This is a genomic window from Serratia marcescens, assembly GCF_001902635.1.
GTDB lineage: Bacteria > Pseudomonadota > Gammaproteobacteria > Enterobacterales > Enterobacteriaceae > Serratia > Serratia marcescens_F.
This window is the reverse complement of record NZ_MJAO01000005.1, coordinates 142,862-161,490: the sequence shown is the minus strand read 5'-3', so window position 1 is coordinate 161,490 and position 18,629 is coordinate 142,862. Positions and strand designations below refer to the sequence as shown.

16 protein-coding genes are annotated in these 18,629 nt (G+C 62.0%); 9 read left to right on the top strand and 7 right to left on the bottom strand.

Annotated elements, in window-relative coordinates; all coding sequences use genetic code 11:
* Window positions 1–8 precede the first annotated feature (8 nt).
* On the top strand, window positions 9–2,732 hold the full coding sequence (gene barA, locus BHU62_RS06635) for a two-component sensor histidine kinase BarA (RefSeq protein ID WP_073529955.1): 2,724 nt from the start codon (window positions 9–11) through the stop codon (window positions 2,730–2,732).
* 64 nt (window positions 2,733–2,796) lie between these two features.
* Here the strand turns inward: barA and degP are convergent, their stop codons facing one another.
* The gene (gene degP / locus BHU62_RS06630) at window positions 2,797–4,236 is read right to left on the bottom strand and encodes a serine endoprotease DegP (RefSeq protein ID WP_073529923.1); all 1,440 of its coding nucleotides are present in this window, start codon (window positions 4,234–4,236) and stop codon (window positions 2,797–2,799) included.
* Window positions 4,237–4,417: 181 nt separating this feature from the next.
* Window positions 4,418–5,935, bottom strand: coding sequence for a dGTPase (gene dgt, locus BHU62_RS06625; protein ID WP_073529905.1), 1,518 nt, complete (start codon window positions 5,933–5,935; stop codon window positions 4,418–4,420).
* A 129-nt stretch (window positions 5,936–6,064) separates the two neighbouring features.
* Between dgt and mtnN the strand changes: the two genes are divergently transcribed.
* Genes mtnN through BHU62_RS06610 form a run of 3 tightly spaced genes read left to right on the top strand, consistent with a single transcriptional unit; the run spans window position 6,065 to window position 8,188 of the window.
* A complete protein-coding gene (gene mtnN / locus BHU62_RS06620) occupies window positions 6,065–6,766 on the top strand; it encodes a 5'-methylthioadenosine/S-adenosylhomocysteine nucleosidase (protein ID WP_004932702.1) in 702 nt (233 codons plus the stop codon).
* Between the two features lie 22 nt (window positions 6,767–6,788).
* On the top strand, window positions 6,789–7,574 hold the full coding sequence (btuF, locus tag BHU62_RS06615; protein ID WP_073529856.1) for a vitamin B12 ABC transporter substrate-binding protein BtuF: 786 nt from the start codon (window positions 6,789–6,791) through the stop codon (window positions 7,572–7,574).
* Entirely contained in the window at window positions 7,574–8,188 is a 615-nt protein-coding gene (locus tag BHU62_RS06610; RefSeq protein ID WP_073529854.1) for a TRIC cation channel family protein, read from the top strand. Before btuF ends, BHU62_RS06610 begins: the two co-directional genes overlap by 1 nt.
* Before the next feature lie 63 nt (window positions 8,189–8,251).
* Here BHU62_RS06610 and erpA read toward each other — a convergent pair whose 3' ends face one another.
* Window positions 8,252–8,596, bottom strand: a complete 345-nt coding sequence (erpA, locus tag BHU62_RS06605; protein ID WP_073529775.1) for an iron-sulfur cluster insertion protein ErpA — start codon at window positions 8,594–8,596, stop codon at window positions 8,252–8,254.
* Between the two features lie 89 nt (window positions 8,597–8,685).
* Entirely contained in the window at window positions 8,686–10,125 is a 1,440-nt protein-coding gene (gene clcA / locus BHU62_RS06600) for a H(+)/Cl(-) exchange transporter ClcA (RefSeq protein WP_073529774.1), read from the bottom strand.
* A 174-nt stretch (window positions 10,126–10,299) separates the two neighbouring features.
* On the opposite strand from clcA, the gene hemL reads away from it, so the two are divergent.
* Window positions 10,300–11,589 (top strand): glutamate-1-semialdehyde 2,1-aminomutase, encoded by a 1,290-nt coding sequence (hemL, locus tag BHU62_RS06595; RefSeq protein WP_073529773.1) that lies wholly within the window; start codon window positions 10,300–10,302, stop codon window positions 11,587–11,589.
* A gap of 60 nt (window positions 11,590–11,649) precedes the next feature.
* Here the strand turns inward: hemL and ampE are convergent, their stop codons facing one another.
* Window positions 11,650–12,504 carry a beta-lactamase regulator AmpE gene (gene ampE, locus BHU62_RS06590; protein WP_073529772.1) on the bottom strand — a complete coding sequence of 285 codons (855 nt, stop codon included), beginning with the start codon at window positions 12,502–12,504 and terminating at the stop codon, window positions 11,650–11,652.
* Entirely contained in the window at window positions 12,504–13,100 is a 597-nt protein-coding gene (ampD, locus tag BHU62_RS06585; protein ID WP_073529771.1) for a 1,6-anhydro-N-acetylmuramyl-L-alanine amidase AmpD, read from the bottom strand. Before ampD ends, ampE begins: the two co-directional genes overlap by 1 nt.
* 84 nt (window positions 13,101–13,184) lie before the next feature.
* Here ampD and nadC point away from each other — a divergent pair, with 84 nt between their 5' ends.
* The 4 genes from nadC to hofC all read left to right on the top strand — a co-directional run bounded on the left by nadC (window position 13,185) and on the right by hofC (window position 17,346).
* On the top strand, window positions 13,185–14,075 hold the full coding sequence (gene nadC / locus BHU62_RS06580; protein WP_073529770.1) for a carboxylating nicotinate-nucleotide diphosphorylase: 891 nt from the start codon (window positions 13,185–13,187) through the stop codon (window positions 14,073–14,075).
* Between the two features lie 189 nt (window positions 14,076–14,264).
* Window positions 14,265–14,702, top strand: coding sequence for a prepilin peptidase-dependent pilin (gene ppdD, locus BHU62_RS06575; protein ID WP_073529769.1), 438 nt, complete (start codon window positions 14,265–14,267; stop codon window positions 14,700–14,702).
* 5 nt (window positions 14,703–14,707) lie between these two features.
* The gene (gspE, locus tag BHU62_RS06570) at window positions 14,708–16,150 is read left to right on the top strand and encodes a type II secretion system protein GspE (RefSeq protein ID WP_073529768.1); all 1,443 of its coding nucleotides are present in this window, start codon (window positions 14,708–14,710) and stop codon (window positions 16,148–16,150) included.
* On the top strand, window positions 16,147–17,346 hold the full coding sequence (gene hofC, locus BHU62_RS06565) for a protein transport protein HofC (protein ID WP_073529767.1): 1,200 nt from the start codon (window positions 16,147–16,149) through the stop codon (window positions 17,344–17,346). Before gspE ends, hofC begins: the two co-directional genes overlap by 4 nt.
* 53 nt (window positions 17,347–17,399) lie before the next feature.
* Here hofC and BHU62_RS06560 read toward each other — a convergent pair whose 3' ends face one another.
* Window positions 17,400–18,443 carry a GMP reductase gene (locus BHU62_RS06560; RefSeq protein WP_073529766.1) on the bottom strand — a complete coding sequence of 348 codons (1,044 nt, stop codon included), beginning with the start codon at window positions 18,441–18,443 and terminating at the stop codon, window positions 17,400–17,402.
* Window positions 18,444–18,629 lie beyond the last annotated feature (186 nt).

Genomic DNA, 18,629 nt, shown 5'->3' with positions numbered 1-18,629 from the left:
GGAATCCCATGACCAAATACAGCCTGCGTGCGCGCATGATGATCCTGATTCTGGCCCCGACCTTGCTGATTGGTTTGCTGCTCAGCACCTTCTTCGTGGTGCACCGCTATAACGAGCTGCAGGAGCAATTGGTCGACGCCGGCGCCAGCATCATCGAGCCGTTGGCGGTGGCCAGCGAGTACGGCATGACGTTCCGCAGCCGCGAATCGGTCCGGCAGTTGGTCAGTCTGTTGCACCGCCGCCATTCGGACATCGTGCGTTCGATCACCGTGTTCGACGCGCAGAACAACCTGTTCGTCACGTCCAATTATCACCACAATTTCGCTCAGCTGCAGCTGCCGAAAGGCGTGCCGTTGCCCACCGATCTGATGCTCACCCGGCGCGGCGATTCGCTGATCCTGCGCACACCCATCCTGTCGGAAAACCGTTACCCGGATGAAAGCGCCGACGGCGGCAGCCACCCCGACAACAACCTGGGCTATGTAGCGATCGAGCTGGATCTGCAATCGGTGCGGCTGCAGCAATATAAAGAGGTGTTCGTCTCCACCCTGCTGTTGCTGCTGTGCATGTGCATCGCCATCCTGTTCGCTTACCGGCTGATGCGCGACGTGACCGGCCCGATCCGCAACATGGTGAACACCGTCGACCGCATCCGCCGCGGCCAGCTCGACAGCCGCGTGGAGGGCTACATGCTCGGCGAGCTGCATATGCTGAAGAACGGCATCAACTCGATGGCGATGTCGCTCACCGCCTATCACGAAGAGATGCAGCAGAACATCGATCAGGCGACCTCCGATCTGCGCGAAACGCTGGAGCAGATGGAGATCCAGAACGTCGAGCTGGATCTGGCGAAAAAACGCGCGCAGGAAGCGGCGCGCATCAAATCCGAATTCCTCGCCAATATGTCGCACGAGCTGCGCACCCCGCTCAACGGCGTGATCGGTTTCACCCGCCAGATGCTGAAAACCGATCTGAGCGCGACCCAGACCGACTACCTGCAGACCATCGAGCGCTCGGCCAACAACCTGCTGACCATCATTAACGACGTGCTGGACTTCTCCAAGCTGGAGGCCGGCAAGCTGGTGCTGGAACACATTCCGTTCGCGTTGCGTGAAACGCTGGACGAAGTGGTGGTGCTGCTGGCGCCGAGCGCCCACGACAAAGGGCTGGAACTGACGCTGGACGTGCACAACGACGTGCCGGAACAGGTGATCGGCGATTCACTGCGGCTGCAGCAAGTCATCACCAACCTGCTGGGCAACGCCATCAAGTTCACCGAAACCGGCAACGTCGATATTCGCGTCGAGCTGCGCAAACAGCTGGAGCGCCGGGTGGAAGTGGAAGTGCAGATCCACGACACTGGCATCGGCATCTCCGAACGCCAGCAGTCGCAACTTTTCCAGGCGTTCCGCCAGGCGGACGCCAGCATCTCCCGCCGCCACGGCGGCACCGGTCTGGGGCTGGTGATCACGCAAAAATTGGTGAAAGAGATGGGCGGTGATATCTGCTTCCACAGCCAGTTGAACCGCGGCTCGACCTTCTGGTTCCACATCACGCTGGATCTGAACGAGGGCATGCTGTCGCTGGCGCCGAGCCTACCGGATCTGAACGGCAAAACGCTGGCCTACGTCGAATCCAACCCAACGGCGGCGCAGGCGACGCTCAACATGCTCAGCGTCACGCAGCTGGTGATCACCCATTCTCCGACGCTGGCCCAGCTGCCGCCAAACCACTATGATTTCCTGCTGGCCGGCGTGCCCATTCCGTTCCGCGCCAATATGGCACAGCACGAAGACAAGCTGCTGGCCTCGCTGAAGCTGGCCGACCGGGTGATCCTGGCGCTGCCGTGCCAAGCACAGATCGACGCCGAACAGCTTAAACAGCAAGGTGCGCTCGGCTGCCTGATCAAACCGATCTCCAGCACCCGTCTGTTCCCGCTGTTAAGGATGGAGGCGCCGGCGCGCCTCACTGCGCAGCCGGCGCGTAAACGCCTGCCGCTGACGGTAATGGCGGTCGACGACAACCCGGCTAACCTGAAGTTGATCGGCACACTGTTAGCGGAACAGGTGGAGAAAACCCTGCTGTGCGAAAGCGGTGAAGAAGCGCTGGAGCTGGCCCGCGACAACGTGCTGGATCTGATCCTGATGGACATTCAAATGCCGAAGATGGACGGCATTCACGCCAGCGAGCTGATCCGCCAACTGCCGCATCACAATTCCACGCCGATCGTCGCCGTCACCGCCCATGCGGCCAGCGGCGAGCGCGAACACCTGCTGCAGGCCGGGATGGACGACTATCTGGCCAAACCGATCGACGAAAAAATGCTGACCCGCGTGCTGTCGCGCTACCATAGCGGCGAAGCGGAAAGCGCTATCGACGACGCACCGCTGTCGCTCGACTGGCCGCTGGCGCTACGCCAGGCGGCCAACAAACCGGACCTGGCGCGCGATCTGCTGCAAATGCTGCTCGATTTCCTGCCGCAGGTGCGAGAACGGGTACAGGCGCTGCTCGACGGGCAGCATGACGACGAGATCCTCGACCTGATCCATAAGCTACACGGCAGCTGCAGCTATAGCGGCGTGCCACGTCTCAAGCAGCTGTGTTTCTACCTCGAGCGGCAGCTACGCCAGGGCGTCACCAACGACGAGCTGGAGCCGGAATGGCTGGAGCTGTTGGATGAAATAGAACTGGTGAGCCAGGCGGCGCGCGCACATCTGACGCAACCCGCCTGATCCGCCGGTCATAACGTAAAAAGGCACGCCGCAGCGTGCCTTTCTTTTTAACGCCTGACGTTTATCACTGTGCCAGCAGGTACAGCTGGCTCTCGCCACGCTGAATATTCAGCGCCAGTACCGACGGCTTGCTGTCGAGGATTTTACGCAGCTCGCCCAAGTTCTGAATCGGCTGCTGGTTCACGCCCAGGATCACATCGCCCTTTTTCAGGCCGATGCGCGCCGCGGCACTGCCGGCTTTCACGCTGTCCACCTTGACGCCTTTCAAATTGCCGACCTGGGTGTTGCTCAGCTCGGCGCCCTCGATACCGGTGTAAATATTGCCAGATGGCACCTGGGTCTGTGCGCTTTGTTCCAGCGTGACGTCAATCGTCACCGGTTTACCGTCGCGGATGATGCCCAGCGACATCTTGCTGCCGACCGGCAGCGTGCCGATCTCTGCCCGGAACGAGGCAAAGCTGGAGATGGCTTTGCCGTTCATGGTGACGATCACGTCGCCGGCCTTGATGCCCGCCTTCGCGGCGGAAGACTTCGGCATCACCTGGCTAACGAACGCCCCGCGCTGCGCGTCGACCTTCATCGCCTTGGCCAATTCGGAATTCAGCTCGGTGCCCATAATACCCAGCTCGCCGCGTTTCACCTGGCCATATTCGACCATCTGCGCCGTCAGGTTTTTCACCATGTTGCTCGGGATAGCGAAGCCGATACCGATGTTGCCGCCGTCCGGCGCCAGGATCGCCGTGTTGATGCCGATCAGCTCGCCGTTCAGGTTAACCAGCGCGCCGCCGGAGTTGCCGCGGTTGATCGCCGCATCGGTCTGGATAAAGTTCTCGTAGTTTTCGATGTTCAGGCCACTGCGCCCCAGCGCGGAAACGATGCCCGAGGTGGCGGTTTCACCCAACCCGTACGGGTTGCCGATCGCCACGGTGTAATCACCGACCCGCAGCTGATCGGAATCCGCCATCTTGATCGCCGTCAGATTCTTGAAGTCTTTCAGCTGGATCAGAGCGATGTCGGAACGCGGATCCTTGCCGATCACCTTGGCGTCGAAGCGGCGGCCGTCGCTCAGCTGCACCTGGATCTTGTTGGCGTTGTCCACCACGTGGTTATTGGTTACCACATATCCCTTGGCGGCATCGATGATCACCCCGGCGCCCAGCGCCTGGAATTTCTGCTGCGTGCCCTGCGGTTGGCCGTCCGGCCCAGGTTGTTCGCCGCCCTGGCACATCGGTGAGCCCTGGAACGGCGAACCGTCCTGGCAGAATGGCGAATCCTCGCCGAAGAACTGTTGGAACTGCTGCGGCATACGCGGCGTATTGACCGTAGTGCTGCCTTCAACGTTGATGCTCACCACGGAAGGCATCACTTTTTCCAGCATCGGCGCCAGGCTCGGCAATTGTTGGGTGCTGGAAGAGGCGGTTTCGGCGGCAGTGGCCGTAACCGGGCCCATCGCCATACCGATGCTGAATGCCAGTGCGCTCAGAACTAATGCGGTTTTTTTCATCTGTGTGTCTCTTATAAAGTCGTTCAAAAAAGAATGGCCGTCTTGCGTGCTTATTCAGAGTTAATTAATAGCCTGAAGTTCCGGCGCAGATGATTGGCAATAGTAAACAAATATTGTCCGTCTTTACAAAACTCGAGACAGCCAACCGGTTGGAATTGCTGGAAATTATCCCTCTGACTAATTATTCAGCCGCCATTAATCGACGATATTCATCATAGGCATAAAGGTCGGTCATTCCGCTGATATAGTCCTGCAATAAACGCGCGCGGAAATAATATTCCCGAATGGCTTGCTGCTCCGGCGATAAATGCTGCAGCCCTTCGACCGCTTCCGCATACGCCAGCCGATGCTTGGTGGAAAGCTTGTGGAACAGGCGCGTTTCGATCGGATAGGCGCGATGGCTGTCCTCGCGCGCCAGCTGGCTGAAGTCCGCCAACGGCATCGCCAACAGCGGGCTATAAATGTCCAGCAGACCGCTGATCACCCGGTAACCTTGCAGCTCGAGCTGCTCGACCTCCGGGTGATTGAACACGTGCTTGAACGCCACATTTTTAAATATTTTCAGCAACCGGTAGGCCGGGCTGGAATCTTCCAACAGCGCCTGATTGAAACTGCCCTGATAGACCGCGTCCAGATTGTCGATAAAGCGCTGCGCCGCGTGCGGCACCAGCCGCGCCACGGTAAACACCCGCAGATACATGAAGAACTGATCTTCCGCGCTGCGCCGCGCGCCGCCGCGATCGATCTTGCGAAACGCGCCGGCGACGGTCTTGTCGAACAGATCGCCCGGTGCCACCTCGCCCCATTCCTGAAGCAGGTGCTGATACAGCTGCTCGACGGTGAAAATGCTCTTTTCCACCGCGTCTTCCAGATCGGCGACGCAGTACGAGATATCGTCGGCGGCCTCCATAATATAAGTCAGCGGGAAACGATCGAACTCGCCCATGTGCAGCTCGCGCCGCAGCCGATCGACGAAGGCTTCTTCCGCCAGATAGTAGCCAGGCTTTTTCATCAGGTAGCTGTGGCTGGCAGGAATGTCGCTGGCCCAATAAGCCGGGCGGGTGTATTTCAAAATGCAGCCGACCTGCGCGTAGGTCAGGTTGAGCTTCAGCAGGCTGTGCACCATACGGATCGCCTGGGCATTGCCTTCGAAGTGGCTGAGATCCTGACGGATCCGGCTGCGCAGCCGATTCAGATCGCTCTCCCCTTCATGCAGGCGTAGCGTCGCCACCTGGCAGCGATCGTGGCTGCCCGGCTCGCTGCCGCAGCTGGCGGGATCGAGCCGTTGGGCGAACCAGTCGTTGATCGCCGACTCGCCGAAGTGGCCGAACGGCGGATTGCCGATATCGTGCATCAGGCAGGCCATTTCCACGATGCTTTCAAAGGGATCGAGCAGCCGGGTCAGGCCGAGTTCATCAATTCTCCCCGCCTGCTTGAAGCGGTTGAGGATCTCTTTGGCAATGTGGCGCCCAACCTGCTGCACCTCCATCGAGTGCGTCAGGCGGCTGCGCACCGCCGCGTTGCGCTCCAGCGGAAACACCTGGGTTTTTTGCTGCAGGCGACGAATGGCGGCCGAGTTGACGATGCGCCCGCGGTCGCTCTCGAACTGCCGCACGATGTCGTACTCTTCCTCCGCCTCGATCGGTTTGCTGAATGGCCGTTGGAAGCTGATTTTTTGCTTGAAGTCGATCCCGGACATCTGTTTCTCCGCCGTTGCACCCTGCCTCCGTGATAACAATTCCCGGCGGCGGATGCAACGCATTATCTCTCTCTCACAGCCATGATAGACTATGCCGCAATTCTCACGGCCAATCAGCGAGTGTTATTTATGAAAGTAGGCATCATCGGCGCAATGGAACAGGAAGTCACCCTGCTGCGCGATCAAATCGAAAACCGTCAGACCATCCAGCGCGCGGGCTGCGAAATCTACACCGGCCAGATCGGCGGTGTTGACGTGGCCCTGCTGAAATCCGGCATCGGCAAAGTCTCTGCGGCCATGGGCACCACCCTGCTGCTGGAGCACTGCAGCCCGGACGTGGTGATCAACACCGGCTCCGCCGGCGGCCTGGCCAGCACGCTGCGCGTGGGGGACATCGTGGTGTCGGAAGAAGTGCGCTACCACGACGCCGACGTCACCGCTTTCGGCTACGAGCCGGGCCAGATGGCCGGCTGTCCGGCGGCGTTCGTCGCCGACGACGCGCTGATCGCGCTGGCGGAAAGCTGCATCAAGCAGCTGGATCTGCATGCGGTACGCGGCCTGATCTGCAGCGGTGACGCCTTCATCAACGGCGCCGAGCCGCTGGCGCGCATCCGCGCCACCTTCCCGCGCGTCGCCGCAGTGGAAATGGAAGCCGCGGCGATCGCCCACGTCTGCCATCTATTCGGCACGCCGTTCGTGGTGGTACGCGCCATTTCCGACGTCGCCGACAGCGAATCGCACATGAGCTTTGACGAGTTCCTGGTGGTAGCGGCCAAACAGTCCACGCTGATGGTCAACGCCATGCTGCAAACCCTGGCCAAGCGCGGTTGATGTGAGGCAGCGCTTCACCTCGATGCTCTGTCTGTTGGCGCTCTGGCTGGCCATGCCGGCCGGCGCCGCTCAGCGGGTGATCAGCCTGGCGCCCAACGCCACCGAACTCGCCTATGCCGCCGGCATGGGCGATGTGCTGGTGGCGGCAAGCACCTTTTCCGATTATCCGCCGCAGGCCGCCAAACTGGAGCAGGTGGCCTCCTGGCAGGGCGTTAACCTGGAGCGGGTGCTGGCCCTGAAGCCGGACCTGATCCTCGCCTGGCGCGGCGGCAATCCGCAGCGCGTGCTGGACCAGCTCGCCGCGTTCGGTATTCCGATCTTTTATGCGGACGCCGACAATCTTGATGGCATCGCCGGCTTGCTGGATAAGCTGGCACAATACAGCCCGCACCCGGACCAGGCGCATCAGGCGGCGAAAGACATTCGCCGGCAGATAGACACCCTCAAGCAACAGTACGCCGATAATCCACCGCGGCGCGTGCTGCTGCAATTCGGCACCCAGCCGCTGTTCACCAGCTCCGGTGCCACGCTGCAAAGCCAGGTGCTGGCGCTGTGCGGCGCGCAGAACATCTTCGCCGACAGCCGCACCCCTTGGCCGCAGATCAGCCGCGAGCAGGTGCTGGCGCGTCAGCCGCAGGCCATCGTCATCACCGGCGGCGCGAAAGAAGCCGCCAATGTGAAGGCCTTCTGGGCGCCGCAGGTCCAAGTACCGGTGATCGCGCTGAACGAAGACTGGTTCAATCGTGGCGGGCCACGCATCCTGTTGGCGGCGCAGCAGCTGTGCCGCCAGCTGGCGGAGATCCGCTGATGCTGGTGTTCTGGTTGGATATTCTCGGCACGGCGGTGTTCGCCGTCTCCGGCGTGCTGCTGGCCGGCAAGCTGCGCATGGATCCGTTCGGCGTGCTGGTGCTGGGCGTGGTCACCGCGGTCGGCGGCGGTACCATCCGCGATATGGCGCTGGCCAACGGCCCGGTGTTCTGGGTCAAGGATCCCACCGATCTGGTGGTGGCGATGATCACCTGCGTATTGACGCTGCTGCTGGTGCGCCAGCCGCGCCGGCTGCCGAAGTGGGTGCTGCCGGTACTCGACGCCGTCGGGCTGGCGGTGTTCGTCGGCATCGGCGTCAACAAGGCCTTCGCGGCCGGCACCGGCCCGCTGGTGGCGATCTGCATGGGGGTGATCACCGGCGTCGGCGGCGGCATCATCCGCGACGTGCTGGCGCGCGAAATCCCGATGATCCTGCGCACCGAAATTTACGCCACCGCCTGCATCATCGGCGGCATCGTGCACGCCACGGCGTTTTACACCTTCGACATGCCGCTGCAACAGGCCATGATGCTGGGCATGCTCATCACCCTGGCCATTCGGCTGGCGGCCATCCGTTGGCACCTCAAGCTGCCCGCCTTTATTCTCGAACGCTGAGCCACAGGCATAAAAAAACCCGCAAGCCGGAAGGCTGGCGGGTTGATATGCTGACGGGCAAACTCAGATGCTGAACGACGAACCGCAACCGCAGGTGGTTTTGGCGTTCGGGTTGGTCACCACGAAGCGCGACCCTTCCAGCCCTTCGGTGTAGTCCACCGCACCGCCCACCAGATACTGCAGGCTCATCGGATCGACCACCAGCGCTACGCCCTGCTTCTCGATGGTCATGTCGCCATCGTTGACCTTGTCGTCAAAAGTGAAGCCGTACTGGAATCCGCTGCAGCCGCCGCCGGTAATGTAAACCCGCAACTTCAGATTCGGGTTTTCTTCGTCAGCAATCAGGAACTTAACCTTGTTTGCTGCTGCCTCGGTAAATTGCAGGGGCAGTGCCGTTTCATCACTCATAGTCTTTACTCCCAACATTGTTCAGCATCAGATCGCTACTATGGCTGCCTGATTAATATTAACGATTATCCGATACCTGAGTGTTGCGTTCAAGTATTCACCGCATTTGTTGTATTTTCCTTACCTGTTTTCTCCGCCGTTTCCCGCGCCAACTGCGCCTCCTGCTTTTGCAACGTGCGGGCCAGGATCGACGAATACAGCGGCTTACCGCCGAGCAGTTGCGCCACCACCGTGGCGCCGAGACAGGTAATGATCATCGGTAAAATCAACTGGTAGTTGTCGGTCATTTCCAGCACCAGCACGATGCCGGTCAGCGGCGCGCGCACCGTGGCGGCGAACAGCGCCCCCATGCCGGCGATGGCGAAGGTGCCCGCCTCGATGCCGTACTGCGGGAACAGATGCGCCCCCGCCAACCCAAAGGCGGTGCCGAACAACGTGCCCAGCGCCAGCATCGGCGCGAAGATGCCGCCCGGCGCGCCGGAGCCGAAGCACAGCAGCGTGGTGAAGATGCGAGTAATAAAGATGAACATCAACATGCCGACGCTGTAATTGCCCGCCGCCGCGATCGGGATCAGCCCAAAACCGCCGCCCGCCGCCTCCGGCTGGATCAGCCCCAGAATGCCGCACACGCCACCGAGCAGCCCGCCCATCAGCAAGATATTGCGCATCTTGCCGCCGTGCAGCCGCGCGAACATGTCCTGGGTGCGGAAGATCAGCGCGTTAAAGCCCACGCCCACCGCGCCGAATATCGCCCCCAGCACCAGATAGAGCCACAGAGTATTGATGGGTGCCGAGGCGAGTTTACCCACCGCGATCACCGAACCCTGGCCGTTAAACAACTGGAATACCACGCTCGACATGATAACGCCGATAAACACCGCTTTAATCGAGATCAGGTTGTAGCGAAACTGCGGGCGCATCTCTTCGATGATGAACAGGATACCGGCCAGTGGCGCGTTGAACGCGGCTGACAGCCCAGCGGCGGCCCCGGTCGCCAACAGCGAATGGCGCGCCTCGGCGCCGCGAATGCGCAGCACATCCAACACCATGCGCCCGACGTTGCCGCCCATCTGCACCGTAGGCCCTTCGCGCCCCAGCACCATGCCCGCCCCCAGCGTGCCCATGCCGCCGATGAATTTCACCGGGATCACTCGCCACCAGCGCACCGGCCGCAACTCCTCCAGCGCGCCTTCTATTTCCGGAATGCCCGAGCCGCCCGCCTCAGGCGCAAAGCGCCGCACCAGGTAATACCCCAGCGCCGCCAGCGCGGCGGATAAGATAAACGCCAGCGGCCACACCAGAATCCAAAAGTCGGCGACCTGCGCCAGCGAAGCCAGCCGCTGCTGTTGCACCCACTCCACCGCTTTATCGAAGGCCACGCCGAGCAAACCGGCCAGCGTCCCCACCAGCGCGGCCATCAGCAGGATCGCCACCGGCGTTTTGTCGCGGCGGATAAACTGGCGCACCGCATCACTGCGGCGAAGGCGCGGGCTCAACGTCCCTGCTGGCTGTGATTGTGATTCAGTCATCGCGAGTCATTCGTCAGGTAATTTGTAATACAAATAGGCAAGGCAGTTATTCTAACCCAACCCGATGGCGGGCGCTGCCGTTAATGGTATCTGACTGTGATCGTTTCATAACGCCGCGCTCTCCTCTAGAATAGCGCGGTCAAATCATTCAAAAGAGAATCCAGGAGCCGATTTATGAGCCTACACAGCAAGTCCGAAAGTCTGTACGCCCAGGCGCAACAGTTGATCCCCGGTGGGGTGAACTCTCCGGTGCGTGCATTCACCGGCGTAGGCGGTGTGCCGCTGTTTATCGAGCGGGCTGACGGGGCTTACCTGTTCGATGCCGACGGCAAGGCCTATATCGACTATGTCGGTTCCTGGGGGCCGATGGTGCTGGGGCACAACCACCCGGCGATCCGCGACGCGGTGATCGAAGCGGCGCAGCGCGGCCTGAGCTTCGGCGCGCCGACCGAGATGGAAGTCAAAATGGCGCAGCTGGTTACCGAACTGGTGCCCACCATGGATATGGTGCGCATGGTGAACTCGGGCACCGAAGCCACCATGAGCGCCATTCGCCTGGCTCGCGGCTACACCAACCGCGACAAAATCATCAAGTTCGAAGGTTGCTACCACGGCCACGCCGACTGCCTGCTGGTGAAAGCCGGTTCCGGCGCGCTGACCCTCGGCCAGCCGAACTCACCGGGCGTGCCGGCCGACTTCGCCAAGCACACCCTGACCTGCACCTATAACGACCTGGATTCGGTGCGCGCCGCCTTCGAGCAGTACCCGTCGGAGATCGCCTGTATCATCGTCGAGCCGGTCGCCGGCAACATGAACTGCGTGCCGCCGCTGCCGGACTTCCTGCCGGGCCTGCGCGCCCTGTGCGATAAATACGGCGCACTGCTGATCATCGATGAAGTGATGACCGGCTTCCGCGTGGCGCTGGCCGGTGCGCAATCCTATTACGGCGTCGAGCCGGATCTGACCTGCCTGGGCAAAATCATCGGCGGCGGCATGCCGGTAGGCGCCTTCGGCGGCCGTCGCGACGTGATGGACGCGCTGGCACCGACCGGCCCGGTCTACCAGGCGGGCACCCTGTCCGGCAACCCTATCGCCATGGCGGCGGGCTACGCTTGCCTGAGCGAAGTGTCGCAGGTGGGCGTGCACCAGACGCTGACCGAACTGACCGAGATGCTGGCCGAAGGCCTGCTGCGCGCGGCGCAGGAAGAGAATATTCCGCTGGTGGTCAACAACGTCGGCGGCATGTTCGGCCTGTTCTTTACCGATGCGCCGACGGTCACCTGCTACCAGGACGTGATGCAGTGCGACGTGGAACGCTTCAAACGCTTCTTCCACCTAATGCTGGAAGAAGGGGTGTATCTGGCACCGTCCGCCTTCGAAGCGGGCTTCATGTCCGTGGCACACAGCAAAGAAGACATCCAACGCACCATCGACGCCGCGCGTCGCTGCTTCGCCAAGCTGTAATCCCGGCCACACGGCCAAAAAAACGGGCGCCTCGGCGCCCGTTTTGTTTTTCGCTGCGGCTTAAAGCAACGTGCCGTAAATGGTCAACAGCGCCACCACCACCACGATGATCATCGTCACCTTGCGCGCCAGCGCCACCGCTGCCCGCGGCGTTTGCACCGGGTCCATATGCGGATCGCGCGCCAGCGAGAACTGCGCCAGCCGCGTCAGCACCTGATACGACGACGAATGCCGATCCCCCAGCGAGGCGAACCAGGCCGGCAGCGCCCGCTCGCCGTGGCCGAACAGCGCGTAGGCCACCCCGGCCAAACGCACCGGGATCCAGTCCAGCCAGTTCAGCAGATGATCGATGCCCGACTGCGAACGCTCCAGCGGCGTATTGTGGCGCGCCAGCCAGGTTTGATAGGCGCGCAGGAAAGCATACCCCGCCAGCGCAATCGGCCCGTACGGCCCAAAGACCACAAACCAGAACAGCGGCGCCAGGTAATAACGAAAGTTGATCCACAGCAGCGCGTTTTGCAGCTCACGCAGGCGCAGCTCTTCGCTGCAGTCCACCGGCAAGCCGTGGATCAACGCCAGCTCTTCCGCCATCTGATCGCTGGCGTGGCTATCGCCCTGGCGCGCCGCTTTCAGGTAGGCGCGATAGTGTTTGCGCTTGATGCCGGCGCCGACGCACAGCAGATCGATGACGATCCATAACAGCAGCGTCACCACGCCGAAGAATAACCCGTGCGACAACCACAGAATGCCCCAGACGATCACCATCCAGGCGGCGGTCATCACCAGCGTTTGCGCCAGCGAAACCCGATGCAGCCGCTGAAACACTACTTCGAGGCGGTGATCCAGCTGCCAGTGTTCTCCCAGCTTAAACAAGCGCTCCCAGGCTAAAACCAGCAACAGCGTAAACAGCGTCATTAGCGATTCCTCTCCCTTTTTCTTGTCTCAAGCATAGCGTCGGCGGGCGCGCCGCGTTGTTCCAGAGATGCCCGATAGCGATCCCAATCGAACGCCGGCCCGGGATCGGTCTTGCGGCCGGGGGCGATATCGCAATGCCCGGCGATATGCGCCGCCAGCGGCGGATAACGTTCGGCCAGCAGCGCGGTGACCGCCTGCAGCGCGCGGTATTGCGCCTCGGTGTAAGGCAACAGATCGGTACCTTCCAGCTCGATGCCGATGGAAAAATCGTTGCACCGATCGCGCCCCTGATACAGGGAAACGCCCGCATGCCAGGCACGTTTGTCGAAGGGCACGTACTGTACAATCTCCCCGTCGCGACGGATCAGGCAGTGCGCCGACACCCGCAGCTGATGGATCTCGGCGAAATAGGGATGCTGCGCGGGATCGAGCGTGCCGGTAAACAGCTGGTCGATATAGGGGCCGCCGAACTCGCCGGGCGGCAGGCTGATGTTGTGGATGACCAGCAGCGAGGGGGGCTCGTCATCCGGGCGCCGATCGCAGTGCGGCGAGACCACTCGCGTCACCCCGACAATCCAGCCATTTTCCAACTGCATCAGACACCTCTCTGCGGTGGTACTTATTCCTGCAACAGAGTAGCATGTTCCCCTACGATCTAACCGTCCATTTCGGAGTTTTCCATGCCGACACGCCGCTACAGTGCCGACAGTCGCCGCACCGAGCTTCTTGAACGAATTGAAAGTGATATTCCCTATGCCGTCGCCCTGGCGCTGCGTGAAGACCTGGGGGGTGAAGTCGACGCCGGGCGCGATATTACCGCGCAATTATTACCGGCGGACAAGCAGGCCGAAGCCACCGTCATCACCCGCGAAGCCGGCGTGTTCTGCGGCCGCCGCTGGCTGAACGAAGTCTTTATTCAGCTGGGCAACCAGGTGCAGGTAGAGTGGCTGGTGGCAGACGGCGACCGTCTGACGCCGAACCAACCGCTGTGTCATCTGCGCGGCCCGGCGCGGGTGATGTTGACCGGCGAGCGCACCGCGCTGAACTTCGTGCAGACGCTCTCCGGCGTGGCGACCGAAGTCAGCCGCTACGTGGCCCTGCTGGAAGGCACCGGGACTCGCCTGCTCGATACCCGCAAGACCTTGCCCGGCCTGCGCACCGCGCTGAAATACGCCGTGCTGTGCGGTGGCGGCAGCAACCACCGGCTGGGGTTGTCCGACGCCTTCCTGATCAAGGAAAACCATATCATCGCGTCCGGTTCGATCAAAAACGCGGTGGAAAAAGCCTTCTGGCTGCACGCTGACGTGCCGGTGGAAGTGGAAGTCGAATCGCTCAATGAACTGCAGCAGGCGCTGGACGCCGGCGCCGATATCATCATGCTGGACAACTTCAGCGTCGAGATGATGCGCCAGGCGGTCGCCCAAACCCAGGGACGCGCCCAGCTGGAAGTGTCCGGCAACGTCACCAGCGAGACGCTGCGCACCTTCGCCGAGACCGGCGTGGATTACATTTCGGTCGGCGCGCTGACCAAGCATGTGACCGCGCTCGATCTGTCGATGCGCTTCAAATGATCCCCTCGCCCCCGGCCACTGCCGGGGGCGTTACCGCAAAATTGCGAAGCCCCTCGCACCGTTTTTCCCTCCACTGCAAACAAGGTAATCGTTGATGGAAGCGCGCCGAGAAACGCGTAAAACCCGCTCGCCGCTCCCCCGCTCAGACCGCTACCGTTGTCTTCCACACCCCTATGGAGGAGACAATGCATGGAAACGCAACGCGGTTTTACCCTGATAGAACTGATGGTGGTAATCGCCATTATCGCCATCCTCAGCGCCATCGGCATTCCCGCCTACCAACGCTATATCCAGAAAGCGGCGATGACCGACATGCTGCAAACCATGACGCCGTATAAACTGGCGGTCGAGCTGTGCGTGCTGGACGAAGGCGCGCCCGCCGGTTGTGAAGCCGGCAGCAAAGGCATACCCGCCGGCGGCACGTCGCGTTACGTCAGCAAGGTGAACGTCGTCAAAGGCGTGATCACGTTGACCGGCGCCCAAACGTTGCAGGGGTTGGGAGTGGCGCTAACCCCTAAGTCGAACGCCGATGGGTTGACCCACTGGACCCGGCTGTGCAGCAGCGAAAACGCGACGCTGGTTGAAGTGTGCCAGGAAGTCTTCCGCTTCGACAACGCGGCGGAGTAACGGCGATGAGCGCGCAAATCAGCGAAGAAGTTCACGCCCTGTGCCGACGCTATCAGGCGCTGGCGCTGAGCGAAGACCCGACGACCCTCACGGTCGCGCTCAGCGAAGAAGCGCCGCAGGGGCTGCTGGCGGCGTTGCGTTTCGCCACCGGCAAACGCATCCATCTGGAACAATGGCCGGCGGCCAGGCTGGAGCAGGCGCTGAACCAACGCCACACGTCGCTACCGGCGCTATTGGCGGCCGAAGAGGACACCGCAGACATCGCCTATCCCGACGACGGCGATGCGCCGGTGGTGCAGTTCATCAACCAGACGCTGCGCCTGGCCATTCAGCGCCGCGCCTCGGACATCCACTTCGAACCCTTCCGGCAACATTTTCGCATTCGCCTGCGCATCGACGGCGTGCTGCAAACCCTCGCCTCACCGCCGCCGGCGTTGACTGCACGCCTCATCGCCCGGCTGAAAATCCTCGGCCAGCTGGATATCGCCGAGCGCCGTCAGCCTCAAGACGGGCAGCTCAGCCTGACGCTGGACAGCGCGCGCTACGCCATGCGCATCGCCACCCTGCCGACGTTACACGGCGAAAAGGTGGTGCTGCGCGTTCAGCAGGGTGAGCAGCAGGAGCTGCCGCTGGATCAACTGGGCATGAGCCGGGCAGATCTGGCGCGCTACGCGGCGGCGCTGGCCTGCCCGCAAGGGTTGATCCTGGTGACCGGCCCGACCGGCAGCGGCAAGACGGTGACGCTGTACAGCGGCCTGCGCCAGTTGAACGATGCGCAAAGCAACCTGTGCAGCGCCGAAGATCCGGTCGAGATCCCGCTGTTCGGCGTCAATCAGACCCAGATCAACACCAAAACCGAGCTGAGCTTCGCCCGGGTGCTGCGCGCCCTGTTGCGCCAGGATCCGGATGTCATCATGATCGGTGAGATCCGCGATGCGGAAACCGCCGAGATCGCGGTCAAGGCCGCGCAGACCGGCCATCTGGTGCTGTCGACGCTGCATACCAACTCCACCGGTGAAACCCTGACGCGGCTGACGCACATGGGCATCCCCGGCTACCTGCTCGCCGGCTGCCTGAAGTTGGTCGTCGCCCAGCGGCTGGTGCGCAGGCTGTGCCGCCACTGCCGCTACCCGCACAGCCAGCCGACGCACTTTCCCACCTCGGTCTGGCCGGAACCGCTGACGGCCTGGCGCGCCGACGGCTGCGAGCACTGCTTCGGCGGCTACTATGGGCGCATCGGCGTGTATGAACTGTTGGCCATTACGCCGGAAATACAGGCGGCGTTGCTGGTGAACGCCGCTCCCAACCGGCTGGCGGATATCGCCCGCGAACAGGGGCAGCTTTCGTTGCTGCAGGCCGGGCTGGCGCTGGCCGCCGAAGGCACGACCTCGCTGGAAGAAGTGTACCGCGTGATCGACGCCGTCCAACTCGGCGTGACGGCGCCATGAAAGCGCGCCGGCTGTTTCTTTGGCAGGCGTTCGACGCTCAGGGCGCCTTGCGCCACGGCGAACTGATGAGTGATGAAAAACGGCAGGTGAGCCGGTTGCTGATCGAACAAGGCCTGCAACCGTGCCGGATCGGCCACGGCAAACGCATCACACCCGGCCAGTGGCGCGGAGAATCCTTAATCCACTTCACCCGCCAACTCGCCACCTTGCTGCAGGCGGGGTTGCCGCTGGTCAATGCGCTGCAGCTGCTGGCGACGGAGCACCCTTCGGCGGCCTGGCGCTGCCTGCTGCGCCAGTTAGCGGAACAGGTGCGCGAAGGGCAGCCGCTCTCCGAAACCCTCGCTGAACAACCGGGGGTTTTTCCGCTGCTCTATTGCCAGATGATCGCCATCGGTGAACTGACCGGCAACCTCGATCGCTGCTGCCTGCAGTTGGCGCAACAGCAGGAAGCCCAGTTGCTGGTGCGCCGCAAGGTGACTAAAGCGCTGCGCTATCCCCTCTTCATCTGCGCGGTAGCCCTGCTGGTCAGCGTACTGATGCTGGTGATGGTGCTGCCGGAATTCGCCAAGGTTTATCAGTCGTTTGATGCGCCGCTGCCCTGGTTTACCCAGGGGCTATTGGAACTGTCCGCGCTGCTGATCGCCGCCGGCCCCTATCTGGCGCTGTTGCTGGGCGCGTTGCTGTTCGGCTACTGCCGCTGGCTGCACCCCCGCCCGCCGTGGCGCCGACGTGAACAGGCGGCCTTGCTTCGCCTGCCGCTGATCGCCCGGCTGGTAAGCGGCGGTGCGCTGAGCCAAATATTCCGCATCCTGACCATGACCCAACGCGCGGGGCTGACGCTGGTGGAAGGGTTGAACGCGGCGGCGCTGGCGGCTGACCATCAGCTGTTCCGGCAGGCGTTGGTGCAGGTGCAGCGGCAGATCGCCGAGGGCGAGGCATTTCACCATGCCCTGGGCCTGCAACCGCTGTTTCCACCGTTGTGCCGGCAGTTGGTGCGGGTGGGCGAGGAATCCGGTTCGCTGGACACCTTGCTGGATAAACTGGCGCAGTGGTATGAACGGCAGACGCACGAGCTGGCCGATACGCTGGCGCAAACGCTGGAGCCGCTGCTGATGCTGGTGGTGGGCGGGATTGTCGGTGCTTTGGTGATCGCCATGTATCTGCCTATTTTTCAACTGGGCAGCGTGCTGGGATAACGCTGAGGATAGCGGGCGCCGCTGTGCGCTGCGCCCGCGAATGCAAGGTGCGCTTATTTGCCGCCGAAGACGCGGTTTTCCTGCTCCGCCACGCGGATAAAGGTGGTGCGCTTGGTCAGCTCTTTCAGGCGCTCGGCGCCGACGTAGGTGCAGGCGGAACGCAGGCCACCGAGGATATCGCGCACGGTGAACTCCACCTCGCCGCGCAGCGGCAGCTTGACGGTTTTACCTTCGGCCGCGCGATACTCAGCGACACCGCCGACATGGCGCTTCATCGCCGACTCGGAGCTCATGCCGTAGAACAGCATAAACTTCTCGCCGTTCTCTTCCACCACGGTGCCTTCGCACTCGTCGTGACCGGCCAGCATGCCACCCAGCATCACGAAGTCAGCGCCGCCGCCGAAGGCTTTGGCGACGTCGCCCGGCACCGAACAGCCACCGTCGCTGACAATTTGGCCGCCCAGCCCGTGGGCCGCATCGGCGCATTCGATCACCGCCGACAGCTGCGGATAACCCACGCCGGTTTTCACGCGGGTGGTACAGACTGAACCCGGACCAATGCCGACCTTAACGATGTCGGCGCCGGAGAGGATCAGCTCTTCCACCATCTCGCCGGTCACCACGTTGCCGGCGCAGATCACGTGATTCGGGCAGGCTTCGCGCGCTTTTTGCAGGAAGGCGACGAAATGTTCAGAGTAGCCGTTGGCCACGTCGATGCAGATGAACTTCAGTGCCGGAGACAGGGCCAGGATCTGCTGCATTTTGGCGAAGTCTGCTTCGGAAGTGCCGGTGGACACCATCACGTGGCGCAGCACCGATTCCGGCATGCGCTGCACGAAGTCAGCCCATTGCTCGACGCTGTAATGTTTGTGTACGGCGGTGAGAACGTCGAAAGAAGCCAGGGCCTCAGCCATGCGGAAGGTGCCCACCGTGTCCATGTTGGCGGCGATAATCGGCACGCCGGACCAGCTGCAACCTGAATGCTTGAAGGTAAACTGACGTTCCAGTTCAACCTCGGAACGGCTTTTCAACGTGGAGCGCTTAGGGCGGATCAACACGTCTTTAAAGCCCAACTTCAAATCTTCTTCAATACGCATGACTCATGATTTCCTGGTTAATGGCGACGGATCGCAAGGAGGATATTCGAACCTCAGCCCGGTGGCTTTCCATTGGCGCGGAAAGGTGACGGCGAGATTAATGCCAGTTCCAGTAACCTTATAATACGCGCTAATAATCGCTGAACAAGACTGCGAATTCGCCTTTATTTACGCTACAATCCGACA